General features: G+C 35.8%; 12 protein-coding genes. 8 read left to right on the plus strand and 4 right to left on the minus strand.

Annotated features, from left to right (window positions below; genetic code table 11):
• Positions 1 to 130: 130 nt before the first annotated feature.
• A complete protein-coding gene (locus tag LBU54_RS07965; RefSeq protein ID WP_224528106.1) occupies positions 131 to 1150 on the plus strand; it encodes a LacI family DNA-binding transcriptional regulator in 1020 nt (339 codons plus the stop codon).
• 8 nt (positions 1151 to 1158) lie between these two features.
• Here LBU54_RS07965 and LBU54_RS07970 read toward each other — a convergent pair whose 3' ends face one another.
• From LBU54_RS07970 to LBU54_RS07980, 3 genes are read right to left on the minus strand one after another with little or no spacing between them, the layout of a single operon-like run.
• Entirely contained in the window at positions 1159 to 2040 is an 882-nt protein-coding gene (locus LBU54_RS07970) for a carbohydrate kinase family protein (protein ID WP_224528107.1), read from the minus strand.
• Between the two features lies 1 nt (position 2041).
• Positions 2042 to 3634: a glycoside hydrolase family 32 protein gene (locus LBU54_RS07975; protein WP_224528108.1), complete on the minus strand. Its 1593-nt coding sequence runs from the start codon at positions 3632 to 3634 to the stop codon at positions 2042 to 2044.
• Positions 3624 to 4949 (minus strand): sugar porter family MFS transporter, encoded by a 1326-nt coding sequence (locus LBU54_RS07980; protein ID WP_224528109.1) that lies wholly within the window; start codon positions 4947 to 4949, stop codon positions 3624 to 3626. Before LBU54_RS07980 ends, LBU54_RS07975 begins: the two co-directional genes overlap by 11 nt.
• A gap of 322 nt (positions 4950 to 5271) precedes the next feature.
• On the opposite strand from LBU54_RS07980, the gene LBU54_RS07985 reads away from it, so the two are divergent.
• From LBU54_RS07985 to LBU54_RS07995, 3 genes are all read left to right on the plus strand, one after another.
• Positions 5272 to 6864: an NADP-dependent glyceraldehyde-3-phosphate dehydrogenase gene (locus tag LBU54_RS07985; protein WP_224528110.1), complete on the plus strand. Its 1593-nt coding sequence runs from the start codon at positions 5272 to 5274 to the stop codon at positions 6862 to 6864.
• A gap of 283 nt (positions 6865 to 7147) precedes the next feature.
• Positions 7148 to 7486, plus strand: coding sequence for a P-II family nitrogen regulator (locus LBU54_RS07990; RefSeq protein WP_224528111.1), 339 nt, complete (start codon positions 7148 to 7150; stop codon positions 7484 to 7486).
• 4 nt (positions 7487 to 7490) lie between these two features.
• Positions 7491 to 8723, plus strand: a complete 1233-nt coding sequence (locus LBU54_RS07995; protein ID WP_224528263.1) for an ammonium transporter — start codon at positions 7491 to 7493, stop codon at positions 8721 to 8723.
• Between the two features lie 89 nt (positions 8724 to 8812).
• Here the strand turns inward: LBU54_RS07995 and LBU54_RS08000 are convergent, their stop codons facing one another.
• On the minus strand, positions 8813 to 11401 hold the full coding sequence (locus LBU54_RS08000) for a phosphoenolpyruvate carboxylase (protein ID WP_224528113.1): 2589 nt from the start codon (positions 11399 to 11401) through the stop codon (positions 8813 to 8815).
• Positions 11402 to 11583: 182 nt separating this feature from the next.
• Between LBU54_RS08000 and LBU54_RS08005 the strand changes: the two genes are divergently transcribed.
• From LBU54_RS08005 to LBU54_RS08020, 4 genes are read left to right on the plus strand one after another with little or no spacing between them, the layout of a single operon-like run.
• Complete coding sequence (locus LBU54_RS08005) at positions 11584 to 12501, plus strand: dihydrodipicolinate synthase family protein (protein WP_224528114.1); 918 nt, start codon at positions 11584 to 11586, stop codon at positions 12499 to 12501.
• 1 nt (position 12502) lies between these two features.
• Positions 12503 to 14086: an aldehyde dehydrogenase (NADP(+)) gene (locus LBU54_RS08010; protein ID WP_224528116.1), complete on the plus strand. Its 1584-nt coding sequence runs from the start codon at positions 12503 to 12505 to the stop codon at positions 14084 to 14086.
• Between the two features lie 3 nt (positions 14087 to 14089).
• The gene (locus tag LBU54_RS08015; RefSeq protein WP_224528117.1) at positions 14090 to 15100 is read left to right on the plus strand and encodes a 4-hydroxyproline epimerase; all 1011 of its coding nucleotides are present in this window, start codon (positions 14090 to 14092) and stop codon (positions 15098 to 15100) included.
• 2 nt (positions 15101 to 15102) lie between these two features.
• Entirely contained in the window at positions 15103 to 16350 is a 1248-nt protein-coding gene (locus LBU54_RS08020; protein ID WP_224528121.1) for an NAD(P)/FAD-dependent oxidoreductase, read from the plus strand.
• Position 16351: the final 1 nt, after the last annotated feature.

The raw sequence follows: 16351 nt of genomic DNA on the forward strand, positions 1-16351 counted from the left end.
CAAAATTTTCTTAATAAAATCCTAAAAATATTTACGAAAAGCTTTTCGTAAAATGTTTCGGAATTAATATTTTTAGCCAAATTCACATTATTTGTTTTAACCGACACATATTTTTAATCAAAGGACTGAAATGAAAAAAACTACCCTAAAAGAAATTGCAGAAATCCTCGGAATTTCTATTTCAACAGTTTCGAAAGCGCTTAAAGATTATCCTGATGTAAGTGCCAAAACAAAAAAGAAAGTAATTGATTTGGCTAACTCCCTCCATTTCAGCCCAAACACCTTTGCACAAAGTTTAAGGAGTAGGGAATCCAAGACTATTGGTGTGATTATACCTAGTATGGTACACTATTACTTTTCGAATATTTTAGATGCAATATTGAAAGAATGCGAAAAAAAAGGCTATATGGTGATAATAATGCAGTCTAATGAAGACTATGAACTGGAAAGGAAACAAATAAGTCTTCTTTTAAATAAAGGTGTTGATGGAATATTAATTTCACTTGCCAATAGCACAAAAGACATTAAGCATTTACAACGTGTTATTGATTATGGGATACCTTTAGTTCTTTTTGACAAAATCACCAAGTTAATAAAATGCTCTAGGGTTATTATTAATGATATCAGAGCGTCCTATGATGTAGTAACACATTTAATTAATAAAGGTTATGAAAGAATAGCTTACTTCAGAGGAGGTTTAAACCCACAAAATTCCATTGATCGGTTTTTAGGTTATAAAAAGGCCCTTGAGGATAATGGTATTGCATACGACTCATCCTTAGTGTACTTATGTCCAAATGCAAATTATGATGAAGGTTATGCTAATGCGAAAAAATTAATTGAAAAAGATAAATTCAATGTTGATGCCATTTATGCCATTACAGATTTAACTGCAATTGGTGTGATTAACTACCTGAATGAAAAACGAATTAAAATCCCTGAAGAAATTGCAGTATTTGGTTTTAGCAATTGGTTTATGTCTTCTGTAATATCCCCAACTTTATCATCCGTAGAACAAAATCCACAAAATTTAGGTGAAAAATCAGTAGGACTTCTGTTTAAAGAAATTGAAAGTAGACAAAAAGGAGAAGATTTTAAATATGAAACCATTACAATTGATACGGATCTTATTTTGAGAAAATCATCCTAATTGGAATCCTATGTATTTATGAGGCGATCAATATCATTTTTTGATATTGTTGGAGTAGCGCCATTCTTTGAGGCTACAATTGCACCAATTGCACATGCTCTATCTAATGCAATCTGTATATCTATTTGCCCCATTAAACCGTCAATTAAGGTTGCTAAAAACGAATCACCTGCTCCAACAGTATCTTTTACCTTGACATTGTAGCCATCATTTCTATAAAATTTACCTTTTTTATAGAATACTGCTCCGTTACGTCCTAATGTGACACAAATCAAATTAGTCCTAGTTCTATGAGAAATAAACTTGATCATGTCCTCTATTGATTCAGATTCAAAATTCAGATTACCACAAATCTCAGCAATCTCGTCATCATTAAATTTTATTAAATCGGCTACTAACATTAAATCAAACAAATCCTCATTTTCATAATGTGGTCTTCTAAGGTTTACATCAAAGACTTTAAAACCTGCGTAGTTGAGTAAATGCATTAAAGTAGACTTGGATTTTTCAGATCTAACACAAAGGCTACCATAAATGAATACATCAGAGTTTGATGTAATAGATCTTAATATATCTGTAATATGGATATCGTCCCAAGCACATGGTTTTTCGATTTTATAAGTTGCAGATCCATTATCATCAAGAGATACTACAACGTTACTGGTTTTAAAATTTGAGCATACTTGTATCCCGTTTGTATTGACACCATTTTCTTCTATAAAACCGACTAATTTCTTGCCATCATTATCCGTACCGACACTACTAATCATATTGACTTTATTGCCAAATGAAGCTAACCTAATGGCAACATTAAGTGGCGCGCCTCCAATGCTCTTGTGATCTGGAAATACATCCCATAAAACTTCACCAAAACAAGTAACAGTGCACATATTATTGAAAACTAAATTCTTTTATTGTGATATCAGCAATCTGAAAATTATCATCCTCACTCAAAATTGAAAGGTTGGTCATAGGACTATTAGGAAAGAAAAGCTCAGTTAATACGATTTCACCATTATTGATAAATACCTCTATAGAAGTTTTATCTAGTACAACTTCAATTTGGACCTCACTCAACGACTTATCCAATTGAACAACTGAAACATTAGGAGCAAATTTTTCTGAAAAATCAAGCTTACCAGATTTTGTTCGATCTAGAAAAATTTGTTTTGACATATTATCAAGACCTAATTTTAGTGTATCACCTTCGTTATTTGATAAGTTAAGTTCATAGCGTTCGTCCTTTAAGTCGGTTAGCTCAAAATTTAAACTAGATCGTGTTAAGTCAAAGTGATTCTTCTTTTGTACTAAATTAAAATCTTTTGGAGTCAAGGCCTCAATTTCATCTTTTCTAGAAATAAAATTATCCAACTCTTTAACTGGTTTACTCTTCACCACAAATTCATTTTCTTCTTTGACAAGTGATAACTTTCTAGGGATTGTCATTGTACTTCTCCACTTATATGTTGGTACATCACGCGCATAATCCCAATTAGACATCCATCCGATGAATAAATTCCTGCCATCGTCTTCAGGGATATTAGACCAGGTTACTCCAGCATAATTATCTCTTCCATAATCTAACCAAACTGCTTTGTTCTTTTCGAGCTGTTTATTAAAATCGCTGTCCAGAGAAAACGTACTACCATCAAAATCTCCGATAAAATATTGAGTAGCACTTCCACCATTAGGTCCAGACGGATTAATACTAACTAATAGAACCCATTTTTTATCTTCCTCACCATCTATTTTCGTTGGAAATAAATCTGGACATTCCCACACGCCACCATGCTCACCTTTAAGTTCTCCAAAATCTGATTCAAATTTCCACTCTTTTAAATTCGCAGAACTATAAAACATAATTTTATTCCCAGCCGCTAATGACATAATCCATTTTGAATTACAGTTATCCCAAAACACCTTTGGATCTCTAAAGTCTTTTATTCCAGGATTTGATATCACTGGATTGTCAGCATACTTGGTCCAGGTCGTCCCCTCATCAAGCGAATAGGCTATAGCTTGAGTCTGAAAATCAATATCGCCACTTTTTTCTCCGTCCATATTATGGTATGTGAAAATCGCTACAACTGGAACTTTTCCGTCTTCACCAAAACCTGAGGTGTTATCATAATCAACAACTGCACTTCCAGAGAAAATAAGACCAATATCGTCTGGATAAAGAGCTATGGGTTGCTCTTCAAAATTTATAAGATCCTCACTAATTGCATGCCCCCAATGCATAGGTCCCCAAACATTATCATCTGGATGATGTTGAAAATACAAATGGTATTTACCATTTAAGTAAAACATGCCATTAGGATCATTCATCCAATTATTTTTTGGGGTAAAGTGATAGTTTGGTCGATAAAATTCTTCATCATTTTCTGCAATAATAGGTGCTTTTTCAGTCTCAGATTTACACCCCACCGTTATTGTAATTAAAAATCCAAATAGAACAGAAAAAAGGCTATACTTAAATTTCATTTTTTATTAATTTTTTACTCAATTCTTCTAAAGAAATACCTTTGGTTTCTGGCATCATAAAAATTACAAATAGCAATTGGAAAACCATCATAATTGCGAATATTAAAAACACTGTCCCTGGACCTATACTTGCAAATAACACAGGCACTAGAGAAGGTATTATTGCTGCCAAAATCCAATGTGTAGATGTTCCAAAGGACTGACCACTTGCTCGCAAATGATTTGGAAATATTTCAGATATATAAACCCAGATAATTGCACCTTGTCCAATAGCATGAGATGCTATAAATAAAAACAAGAATATGGGTACCGCAAGGCCTTCCCAATTTTGATAAAAAGCTATAGATACAAGACTCAACGAAACAATATATCCAATAGAACCAACATACATCAATACCTTTCGCCCAAGTCTGTCTATTAGGAACACACCAAATAAAGTAAAAATTAAATTTGTCACCCCAATTCCTATACTGCTCAATAAGGCAGTACGTTCACCCAGACCTGCTTCTTCAAAAATTCTAGGCGCATAATATAGAAATGCGTTTATCCCTGAAAACTGGTTAAACATGGCAATTAAAAATGCTAAGAGCAAAGGAAAGCGATACTTCTTCATAAATATAGTTTCATCGGTATTTTGATTGCTAGATTCTTGCTTAATATATTCTATAAATGAATCTGCATTACCCTCTGGATTGATTAATCTTAAAACTTGCTTTGCTTCATCATACCTTCCCTTCGATATTAACCAACGAGGGCTCTTTGGCACAACAAAAATCAACAAGGTGTAAATGAAGGCAGGGAAAGCCTCTACACCAATCATCCATCGCCAAGCATTGTCACCAACATTTCTAAGGAGATAATTAGATAAAAACGCGATTAAGATGCCAAGAACAATATTAAATTGATATAAGGCAACCAATTTACCTCTATTCTTTGCTGGCGAGATTTCAGATACATAAGCAGGTGCAGCGATAGTCGATGCACCTACACCTATTCCGCCTAAAAATCTAAAAAGTGCAAAACTATATGGGTCATTGACCAAGGCTGAACCTAATGCCGAAATGAGATAAAACAATCCTATCCAAATCAAAGTTGTTTTTCGCCCTAACCGATTTGTTGGTATTCCACCAAAAATTGCTCCGAAGACGGTTCCCCACAAGGCCATAGCCATAACAACGGAACCGTGAAACGCATCTGACGACTGCCATAATACTTGCAATTTTTTATCTGCACCAGAAATCACAACTGTATCAAATCCAAATAAAAAACCTGCTAGCGCAGCCGTTATAGACCATAATAAAATCTTTTTATTCATAAGGGTTATTGATTTTATTCTGTCTGAAGTTATAAATCTTTTATTTGATGGACTGCTGTTAATGAGAAAATACCATAATTCATAACCGAAATCGATTTCGGTAGTTGTATAAGTATTTAATGTTATGAAATAACAGAGTTTTAAGCCATATTTTTGGCTCATATCCTTTCAGTAACAATTGCCAACGGTGTAAAATGAGAAGAATTGGACTAGAATAAAATCTCTTTAAGCTGTGGTACTCTAATAAATTTCAACTTAACAAATAGTTAACCTTCTTTTGTTAAAGTTTATCGTAACTTCAGTGTTATTTAAAATAATCGTCATGACATCAACGTTTATCGAAATTCCGGAAAAGTATAAAGTAAAGCAATTAATCCATCAAACTACTTATTTATTAAATGGGGAATTGGTTAAGTGGACAGGCGCCACATCAGATATTTATTCTACAATTTCCTCAACTGAAGATTACAAACCAACCCATCTTGGAAGTATTCCTGTTTTAACACAAAAGGAAGCTTTAATGGCTCTAGATGCTGCCTCAGAAGCATTTGGTAAAGGAAAAGGTCTTTGGCCTACAATGAAAGTTGCAGACCGAATAAACTGCATGGAGAATTTCGTTAAACAAATGAAAACCAAGCGCGAGGAGGTTGTAAAACTGCTCATGTGGGAAATCGGCAAAAATTTAATTGACTCGGAAAAGGAATTTGATAGAACCGTTGAATACATCTATAATACGATAGAGGACTATAAGCAAATGGATAGAGACAGTGCAAAGTTTCACAAACATGACGGTGTACATGCACACATTAGGCGTGGTCCACTTGGGGTAGTTCTTTGTTTGGGTCCATACAACTATCCATTAAATGAAACATTCGCCCTGCTTATACCTGCTTTAATAATGGGCAACACAGCAATTTTTAAGCCTGCAAAATACGGTGTGTTACTAATTTCACCTTTGTTAGAAGCATTTCAAAATAGTTTCCCAAAGGGTGTGGTGAATATACTTTATGGAAGAGGACGTACTGTAGCAACACCGATAATGAAAGATGGACGTGTTGATGTATTAGCATTAATTGGACATAGCAGATCTGCAAATGCCTTACAAGACGTGCACCCAAAGAGTAATAGGTTGAGAATGGTTTTAGGTCTGGAAGCTAACAATCCAGCAATTATTTTACCAGATGCAGATCTGGAATTGGCTATAAATGAATGTATTACAGGAACAACGTCTTTTAATGGTCAACGCTGTACGGCTTTAAAAGTACTTTATGTCCATAAAGATATTGCAGATGAATTTAATAGCCGTTTCTCTGAAAAAATCGATGCTTTAAAGTTTGGCAATCCTTGGGATGCTGGTGTTAAACTTACGCCTTTACCAGAACCTGATAAGCCAGCTTATATAAAAGAGTTAATTGATGATGCTATTGAAAATGGAGCTCAAATAATCAATAAAAAAGGTGGCCAAACCACTTATAATTATATTTTCCCTGCAATTATGTATCCTGCTAAAAATGATATGCGCGTCTGTGAAGAAGAACAGTTTGGGCCAATTATTCCTATTATTCCATTTACAGATATTAATGAACCATTAGATGATATGGCATCATCAAATTATGGGCAACAAGTAAGTCTTTTTGGTAAGGACACAAAAACACTGGCACCACTTATAGATACGCTGGTAAACCTTGTTTGCCGTGTTAATTTAAACAGCTCCTGTCAACGAGGTCCAGATGTTTATCCATTTACAGGGCGGAAAGATTCAGCAGTTGCAACACTCAGTGTACATGATGCATTAAGGTCTTTTTCAATAAGAACCTTTGTTGCCTCTAAGGACAATTATTACAATAATGCAATTTTGGAAGAATTGCTCGATTCTAGAGCATCAAACTTTGTAAGCACAGACTATATTTTATAATCTCTTTGTAAATAGTTGAGATATCTTCAATGGAAAGCATCTAAATTTTCCGAATTGATAATTTTGACTAAAATAGTAAAGCTCAGTATTGCTGAATACTAAATAATATTTAGATTAGTCCTAGCTAAGAGGACTTACATACTAGTAGAGCAAAAATTCTTGTTAGCGTATGGTTTACAATGCTGTTTAGCAAACAATATCCTATACACTACTTTCTGTAAATTCACTTTGTTTTTGTTCTTTTAACGAACCATTTGCTAGAACAACTATAAACCGAACAATCATGAAAAAAATCGAAGCAATTATTCGAAAATCAAAATTTTCTTCAGTTAAAAATGCCCTGCACGATGTAGGTGTAAACTTTTTCTCTTATTGGGATGTTACTGGTTTAGGTAATGAAAAAGAAGGCCATGTCTATAGAGGAGTTACTTATAGCACAAGCGACATACAAAGACGATACCTGTCAATCGTTGTTAATGACGACTTTGAAGAGGTAACGATAAATGCCATTCTTGATTCAGCCGGGACAGGTGAAGTTGGTGATGGTAAAATATTCATCTCAACTATTGAAGAGGTTTACAGAATACGAACAAAAGAAAAAGGAGGACAAACGCTTAGATAAAATTATGGAAACACTTACTACAAATAATGTATGGATGATGATCTGTACAGCGCTAGTCTTTTTTATGCATCTAGGTTTTGCACTTCTTGAAATTGGCCTGACGCGTCAAAAAAATACAATAAACATTTTATTCAAAAATATATTTATCATCACGGTTGGTCTTCTTCTTTATTGCCTTGTTGGATTTAACTTAATGTATCCAGGAGAATTCAATGGATTTATAGGTTTTGGAGGTTTTGGACTAGAAGCGCCACTTACTGAATCTGGTTCGTTAGACCTATCTTATAACAAAGGCTACACCTATTGGACGGACTTTCTTTTTCAAGGTATGTTTGCTGCGACAGCCGCTACAATTGTTTCTGGTGCAGTGGCAGAACGCATCAAAATTGGGTCGTTTATGATCTTTACCATTCTTTATGTAGGATTTGTTTATCCAATTGCAGGTTCGTGGAAATGGGGAGGTGGCTTCTTAGATAATTTAGATACGCCTTTTTATGATTTTGCTGGCTCAACACTGGTGCATTCTGTAGGAGGATGGGCAGCAGTAGTGGCTGTATGTCTACTTGGGGCAAGAATTGGTAAGTTTAAAGATGGTAGAATACAGGCAATACCGGGTCACAATATTCCTATTGCAACTGCGGGAGTACTTATTCTTTGGTTAGGATGGTTTGGTTTTAATGGCGGTTCCGTTTTATCAGCAGATCCTGAATTAACGTCATTAACGCTTGTTACAACATGCTTAGCTGCTGCTGCTGGAGGGGCTGTATCGGCAATAGTTTCGGGTATAATGTTTAAAAATCTTGACCTTACCGTGTTTTTAAATGGAATTTTAGGAGGATTGGTAGGTATTACTGCCGGTGCAGACCAAATGAGTCCAACAGATGCAATAATTATTGGAGCTGTGGCTGGTTCGTTAATAGTTTTTGCTGTAAGCTTAATAGACAGACTTAGATTAGATGATCCTGTAGGAGCAATTGCAGTGCATCTTGTTTGCGGTATATGGGGAACGTTGGCGGTAGGTCTTTTTGGAAACCTCGCAGGAGGTGCCCAATTTTTAAGTCAACTAGTTGGGATTGGTTCTTATGCGCTTATTTGTATTGTCTCTTCATTTATAATAATTTTTACATTGAAAAAAACTGTCGGTATAAGAGTTTCCGAACGGGAAGAACTAGAAGGATTAGATGGTTATGAACATGGTATGGACGCTTATCCTGATTTTAGGATGAATGAACATTAAATACGTATTTAAATCGTTTGTTTAGATAATTAATTGTTAGTTAAAAACCCTCTTAGTGATTTTACTCGAGGGTTTTTTAATGCTACTATTTATGCGGAATTCCGACTTGCATTGATATTACCAAATAAAGACCTCGTAACCATTTTTTCAAATACCCTAATCTGTTCTTCGTTTTTAATCTTGTCCTTTTCCAATTCCTGAATTTTCTTTAATGCATATTGCTGTATCGTCAATAAAGGCAACACTATGGATTCCCTAACATCAATTGAAGCCTTAGACACAGGCTCATCTTCCATTAACGCTTTAGAACCAGTGAGCTTCAAAATAAGTCGCTTCGTAGTTGTATATTCATCATAAATTAGTTTCCAAAAGTCACCAAACTCATCATCATCTGCCATATAACGCGTTAGGTTAAAAAAGGATTTAGACAAAGACATCATGCTATTTGCAATTAGTGCTTTAAAGAATCTAGATTCTTGATACAAATGTTGAACTTTTTCAAACTCGCCTTTCTCCTCGTAATGTTTTAACGCAGCACCAACGCCATAAAAACCTGGTACGTTTTGCTTGAGCTGACTCCATGAACCTACAAACGGTATTGCTCTTAAATCTGCAAAAACCAAACTATCAGATTTACCTCGCTTTGAAGGTCTACTCCCAATATTAGTTTTCGCATAAAATTTAAGCGTACTCATCCGTTCCAAATAAGGTAAAAATTTTGGATGATTCTTAAAATCACTATAGGTCTGATAACTCAAGTTTGCGAGGTCATCCATCACTTTTTTATCCTCAACATCCATTTCTAAATTCTTATCATTAAGCCTATTTGAAATACCAGAACTTATGAGCTGTTCCATATTATATCGAGAAGAATCAATTGTTCCAAAATTTGAACTAATGGTTTGTCCCTGGATGGTTAGCTGTATCTCCTTGTCCTCAATCGTTGGGCCAAGAGAGGCATAAAACTGATGCGTTTTACCACCGCCTCTAGCCGGTGGCCCTCCCCTACCATCAAAGAAAACAACATCAATTTTGTATGCTCTGGATAGTGCTGTTAAACGTTCCTTTGCTTTAAAAATAGCCCAGTTAGCCATTAAATAGCCTCCATCTTTGGTACCATCACTAAATCCAAGCATAATGGTTTGCCTATTACCACGTTCTTTTAAATGGTTTCTGTAATTGGAATTAGAATATAGTTCTTCCATCACAGCAGGCGATGCTTCAAGGTCTGTAACCGTTTCGAATAATGGTACCACATCTGCTGTTAATTTATCTCCAAAAGCAACCATTTTAAGCATTGCAAATAACTGCAGTACATTTAATGTTGTTTGGTTATTACTTATTATGTATCTATTACATGCTATTTCGCCATTTTTTTCTTGAATGGTTTTCATTGCTCGAATTGTCTCAACAATATTTATTGCCATTTCATCTTTAAATATAATGTCATCCCTTATCGTTCCTTTTATTTCAGACAAATGCTTTAATTGTTGCTCTAATGATAAATCAAAAAAGTTTTCTGGAAACAAATCTGTATCATTATCTATTAGTTCTTTTACCAAAGCTCTAAACATGCCGTCGTGCACACGGCTGTCCTGCCTTATATCTAAGCTTGCAAAATGATATCCAAACAGTGTTGTTCTGTTTATAAGCATAGTAACTTTATCTACGAATAAGGATTGATGCTCATTGATGAGAATATCTCGTATTTCGTAAAGCTCATTCCTAAATTCATCTATTGTAATCCGTGTTGAATGGTCTTTGTGTAGCAAGGTGTTATGAAGTCTGTGATTTAAATCAATAATGCGTTCTCTAATCCCTTTAAAAGTTAATCTCCGTCTTAAATACTTGACGTCTTTAATGTAATTTTTTATTATGGACTCCTTTAGCTTTCTGGCAACATCTAAGGTTATTTGTGGCGTTACGAAAGGATTTCCATCTCTGTCTCCTCCTGGCCAAAACCCTATGTTTACAATTGAATTTTCAATCTCCTTATCATCAAATATGTTGGTTTGGACATAATCATATATGCCACCGAAGGAATGGTAAAAAACGTTTTTTAAGTACCATATTAAATTTACCGCTTCATCATATGGTGTTGGTTTTTTATCCTTAAAAAAAGGCGTCTTGCCTAGTTGCCCCAGCAAACTTCTAATTTCAGTAAGGTTGTCTACTTTTATTGCCTCTGCTAAGTCTGTAATAATGCCTAAAACAGTACCTGGATAAAACTGGGTTGGATGCGCTGTTAATACTATTCTTACCTTAAAGGCTTCTAAATATTCACGAAGTAGTTCAATTTTATTTTCTGCCTTTGCATTTTCTTTTAGACTCCTCAAAGAACCAATACCTTCCATGTTATTAACAATAGGAAACGCTGCATCCTCAACAGCATCAAAAAGGACCACCTGTCTTTCGATATACTGTATAAATCTAAAAAGAAGGTTAATCTGGCTCTTTGGTGAGCGTCTTGCTTGATATTTTTTGAAAAATGTGTCTACAATTGCCGTTGGATCTTCCTGGTTTTCAAATCCATTTTTACATGTTTCATAAAACAGTGGCAATAGCACAACTGTTTTTGAAAGCGTATCAAAAGGCAATGTCATAAAAATACTGTTGTAAATCTGATATTTTGAAAGTACGTTTTGGTTAAAGCGAATTAATTTTGGTTCAATATGCATATGGAAATAAATGGAGAATTAATGTTTCTTATAAAAATATAGGATTTTAAAGATATCATATTTAGATCTAATCCTAAAGCCATAAAAATGCTTTACTTCTTTTTTTCATCCTTGTTTTTAATTGAAATATTTCAAATAAGATTAACTTTAACTCATCAATTCTTTTTTAAAAGTCTCATAATATGGGTATTGTTTGGGAAGGTGTAATGCCTGCAGTTACAACTAAGTTCAACAACATCGATGAACTTGATCTTAGAATGTTCAAAATCAATATCGATGCGCAACTAGACGCTGGAGTGCATGGAATCGTTTTAGGTGGTACACTCGGTGAAGCTAGTACCCTAACAGATGACGAAAAGCGTATCCTAACGAGAGAAACCGTAGCGCATGTTAAGGGTAAAGTTCCTGTTCTTATAAACATAGCTGAGCAGACCACAAAAGATGCTATTGAGAGTGCAAAAAAAGCTGAAGATGATGGTGCCCAAGCATTAATGATGTTACCACCCATGCGCTACAAATCAGGAGATAGAGAAACGGTAGCCTATTTTACTGCAGTTGCCAAAAGTACGCGATTACCAATAATGGTATACAACAACCCTGTTGATTATAAAGTCGAAGTTAGCCTAGAGATGTTTGAACAACTTCTTCAATCATGCCCAAATATCGAAGCCGTAAAAGAATCAACTAGAGATGTATCTAATGTTACGAGGATCATAAATAGATTTGGTAACAGGCTCAAAATAATGACTGGAGTGGACACTCTAGCTTTAGAGAGTTTACTTATGGGTGCAAATGGTTGGATCGCAGGATTGGTTTGCGCTTTCCCAAAAGAGACTGTGGCAATATATGAGCTACAAAAAGTTGGGCGTATTGAAGAGGCCCTGAAAATATACCGATGGTTTCTCCCTCTATTGGAATTGGATATAAATCCTAAATTGGTTCAAAATATAAAACTTGCAGAAGTCTACACAGGTTTGGGAACCGAAAATGTGCGAGCACCACGATTACCGCTTAGTGGAAAAGAACGGGAACATGTCATTCAAATAATTGAAAATAGTTTAAAGTCAAGACCGGAAATACCAGATTATAAAGCCATTTAAAATGATAACAGGAAAAAATAGAATCGGATATCGTTACTCTTCCGAAGGTACAGTAACATTTAAAACCTTCAATCCACTTTTAAATTTTGAAAATGAATCCGTTTTCTATGAAGCTTCAGATACAGAAATTAATGAAGCCGTAAGGTTGGCTGATGAGGCTTTTAAGAATTATCGAACAATTCCTGGATATAAGAAGGCCGAATTCTTGCGTTCAATAGCAGACGAAATTTTAAATCTAGATGACGCGTTAATTCATATGTATTGCTCAGAGTCAGGTTTACCAGAAGGTAGGGCAAAAGGTGAAAGAGGTCGAACCATTGGCCAATTGCGAATGTTTGCAGATTTGGTTGAAAATGGTTCTTGGGTTGAAGCTACAATAGATACAGCAAACCCAGATCGTACACCATTGCCAAAGCCAGATTTACGAAAAATGCTTATTCCATTGGGCCCTGTTGTGGTTTTTGGCGCTAGTAATTTTCCTCTTGCCTACTCTACTGCGGGAGGCGACACAGCTTCTGCATTGGCGGCAGGTTGCCCTGTCATTGTTAAATCGCACCCAATGCATGCAGGCACTGGTGAGCTGGTGGCCTCTGCTATACTTAAAGCTGCTAAAAGTAATGGAATGCCTGATGGTGTATTTTCAAACTTGAATAGCTCAGGAATTGAAGTTGGTACCATATTGGTTAAACATCCGAATATAAAAGCCGTTGGCTTTACAGGAAGTATAAATGGTGGTAGAGCCTTATTCAACCTTTCCTCAGCACGTGAAGAACCCATTCCTGTTTTTGCAGAAATGGGAAGTATTAATCCGGTTATAATCTTACCTCAAGCCCTTAAAACCAAGAGTGCTGACTTAGCTAAAACCTATGCTTCGTCAATTACTTTAGGAACTGGGCAATTCTGCACCAACCCTGGACTTATTCTAGGCATTGAAAGTGGGGAGTTGTCTAAGTTTATTGATTCATTGTCAATGGAGATTCTGAAAAAGGAACCCAACTGCATGCTCCACCCAAAAATCAAATGGTCTTATGATGAAAATAAAGATGTAGCCATTTCTCAATCTCAAACTATGGTTGTAGCAAACTACGAGCAAGATGTCGAACCTAACTTTGCACAGCAAGCACTATTAACAGTGCGTGGAGACACCTTTTTAGACAACCCTCAATTACATCATGAAGTTTTTGGACCCTTTTCGTTAATTGTTCAGTGTAAATCTATTGAGCAATTAGAACAGATAATTTCCAAACTTGAGGGGCAACTAACAGGAACTATAATAGCCCATGATGATGAAATCTCAAAATATCCAAAGCTTGTAGCAACCCTGAAAAATAGAGTTGGGCGTATCATATTTAACGGTGTACCCACTGGAGTGGAAGTTTGTCCTGCCATGACTCACGGAGGCCCCTATCCAGCTTCAACTGATAGTCGGTTTACAGCAGTTGGCATTCATTCAATTAAGCGTTGGGTTAGGCCATTTAGCTATCAAGATTGGCCAAATCATTTACTTCCAGATGAATTAAAAAATGAAAACCCTCTAAAGTTGTCACGTCTAGTAAACAACCAACAAACCTCAGACAAATTATAATCTATGGCTAGGCACACTTTTGTTTGTATCGATGGGCACACCTGCGGGAATCCTGTAAGGGTTATTAAAGAAGGTGGTCCAGAATTGATTGGAAGAAACATGAGTGAAAAACGCAAACACTTTATCAGCGAATATGATTGGATACGAACGGGTTTGATGTTTGAACCTCGAGGTCACGATATCATGAGTGGTAGTATCCTATATCCTGCCCATAACCCAGAAAATGATTTTGCTATTCTCTTTATTGAAACATCGGGTTGCCTGCCCATGTGTGGACATGGAACTATAGGTACAATAACAATTGGCCTTGAAGAAGGTCTAATAAAGCCAAGAAAAACTGGGAAAGTATTAATGGAGGCACCAGCTGGTTTAATTGAAATAGAATACAAGCAAACAAAAGACAAGATAGACTGGGTTAAGCTCAAAAATGTGAAGAGCTATTTGGCCGCCGAAACATTATCCATTGCCTGTCCAGACTTAGGTGTTTTAACCTTTGATGTTGCTTATGGAGGGAATTTTTATGCCATAATAGACCCACAAAATAATTTCTCTGGCATGCAAGACTATACCGCAGGTCAACTAATACAATTTTCACAGATTATACGACAACGAATCAATGAAAAATATCCTGAACGCTTTATTCATCCCGAAGATGAGAGCATTCGTGATGTAAGCCATATTCTATGGGCTGGCAAACCATTAAATCCTAGTTCTTCAGGAAGAAATGCGGTATTTTACGGCGACAAGGCTATTGATCGATCACCATGTGGTACAGGCACTAGTGCACGGATGGCTCAATTATATGCCAAAAACAAATTACAGTTAGGAGAGGAATTTATTCATGAAAGTTATATCGGTAGCACTTTTATTGGAAAAATCGAAGAGGTGACAGAAATAAACGGTATACCTGCGATTATTCCGAGTATAAAGGGCTGGGCCAAAATATATGGTTATAACACTATTTATATTGATGAAGAGGACGACCCTTTTGCACATGGATTTCAAGTGATTTAAAAATGAGTAAAAAAGTAATTGTTATTGGAGGTGGGATAATTGGATTATGTTCTGCTTATTTCCTTCAAAAAGAAGGACATGAAGTGACAGTTATAGACAAATCTGGATTGGATTCCGGTGCTTCTTACGTCAATGCAGGATATTTATCGCCAAGTCACATCATTCCACTTTCCGCACCTGGCGTGGTAAAAAAAGGGTTGAAATGGATGTTAAGTCCTTCAAGTCCTTTTTATGTTAAACCGCGTATGGATTTGGAATTCTTAAAGTGGGCTTGGGCATTTAATGCCTCGTGTAACAGCAAACATGTTGAAAGAACGGCACCTGTTATACGCGATATAACTATCCTTAGTCAAAGATTGTTTGAGGATATTATAAAATCCGAAAAATTAAACGCTCACTACAAGAAAAAAGGACTGATTATGCTTTGTCAAACTCAAAAAATGCTTGAGGAAGAAATAAAAATATTAAAACTTGCACAATCTCTTGGATTAGAAGCGCAAGAATACTCAATAAGAGATATTGAAAGTATTGAACCAAATGTTAAGATTAATTCAATTGGTGGTACCTACTATAAATGCGATCATCATTCCACACCCCACGAATTTATGACGCAACTAAAAACCCATCTTAAAGATGTGGGTGTGACTTTTCGAAGTAATGACGAGGTAGTGGATTTCAAATTTAGCGACAGAAAAATCACTAACATAATAACAACAAAATTCAATGTCGCTGCAGATGAATTTGTATTAGCCTCGGGATCTTGGACTGCAAAATTAGTCAAGAAAATGGGTTTAAAATTACTATTGCAAGCAGGAAAGGGTTACCGCATAGACAGTAAACAAAAAACAAAAATAACGGTCCCAGCTATATTGGCAGAAGCAAAGGTCGCGGTAACTCCTATGAATGGCTTCACGAGATTTGCAGGTACAATGGAAATTGCAGGAATAAATCATAACATCAATAAAGTCCGAGTTGAAGCAATTAGTAGAGCTGTAAAACAATACTATCCAAATATTGAACCGACAGAGCAAGAAAAATCAAACGCTAGATGTGGTCTTCGCCCTGTGTCACCAGATGGACTTCCTTACATTGGTAAGTCATCAAAATTTTGCAATCTCACAATTGCTGCAGGTCATGCTATGATGGGTTGGAGCATGGGCACAGCAACAGGTTTGTTTGTTGCTGAAATAATTTCGGATAAGAAACCATCGTTAGATTTAAAACCCTTTCATCCAGAGCGACAATTTTAAT

Origin of the sequence: Winogradskyella alexanderae (assembly GCF_020166335.1) — a bacterium.
Lineage (GTDB): Bacteria > Bacteroidota > Bacteroidia > Flavobacteriales > Flavobacteriaceae > Winogradskyella > Winogradskyella alexanderae.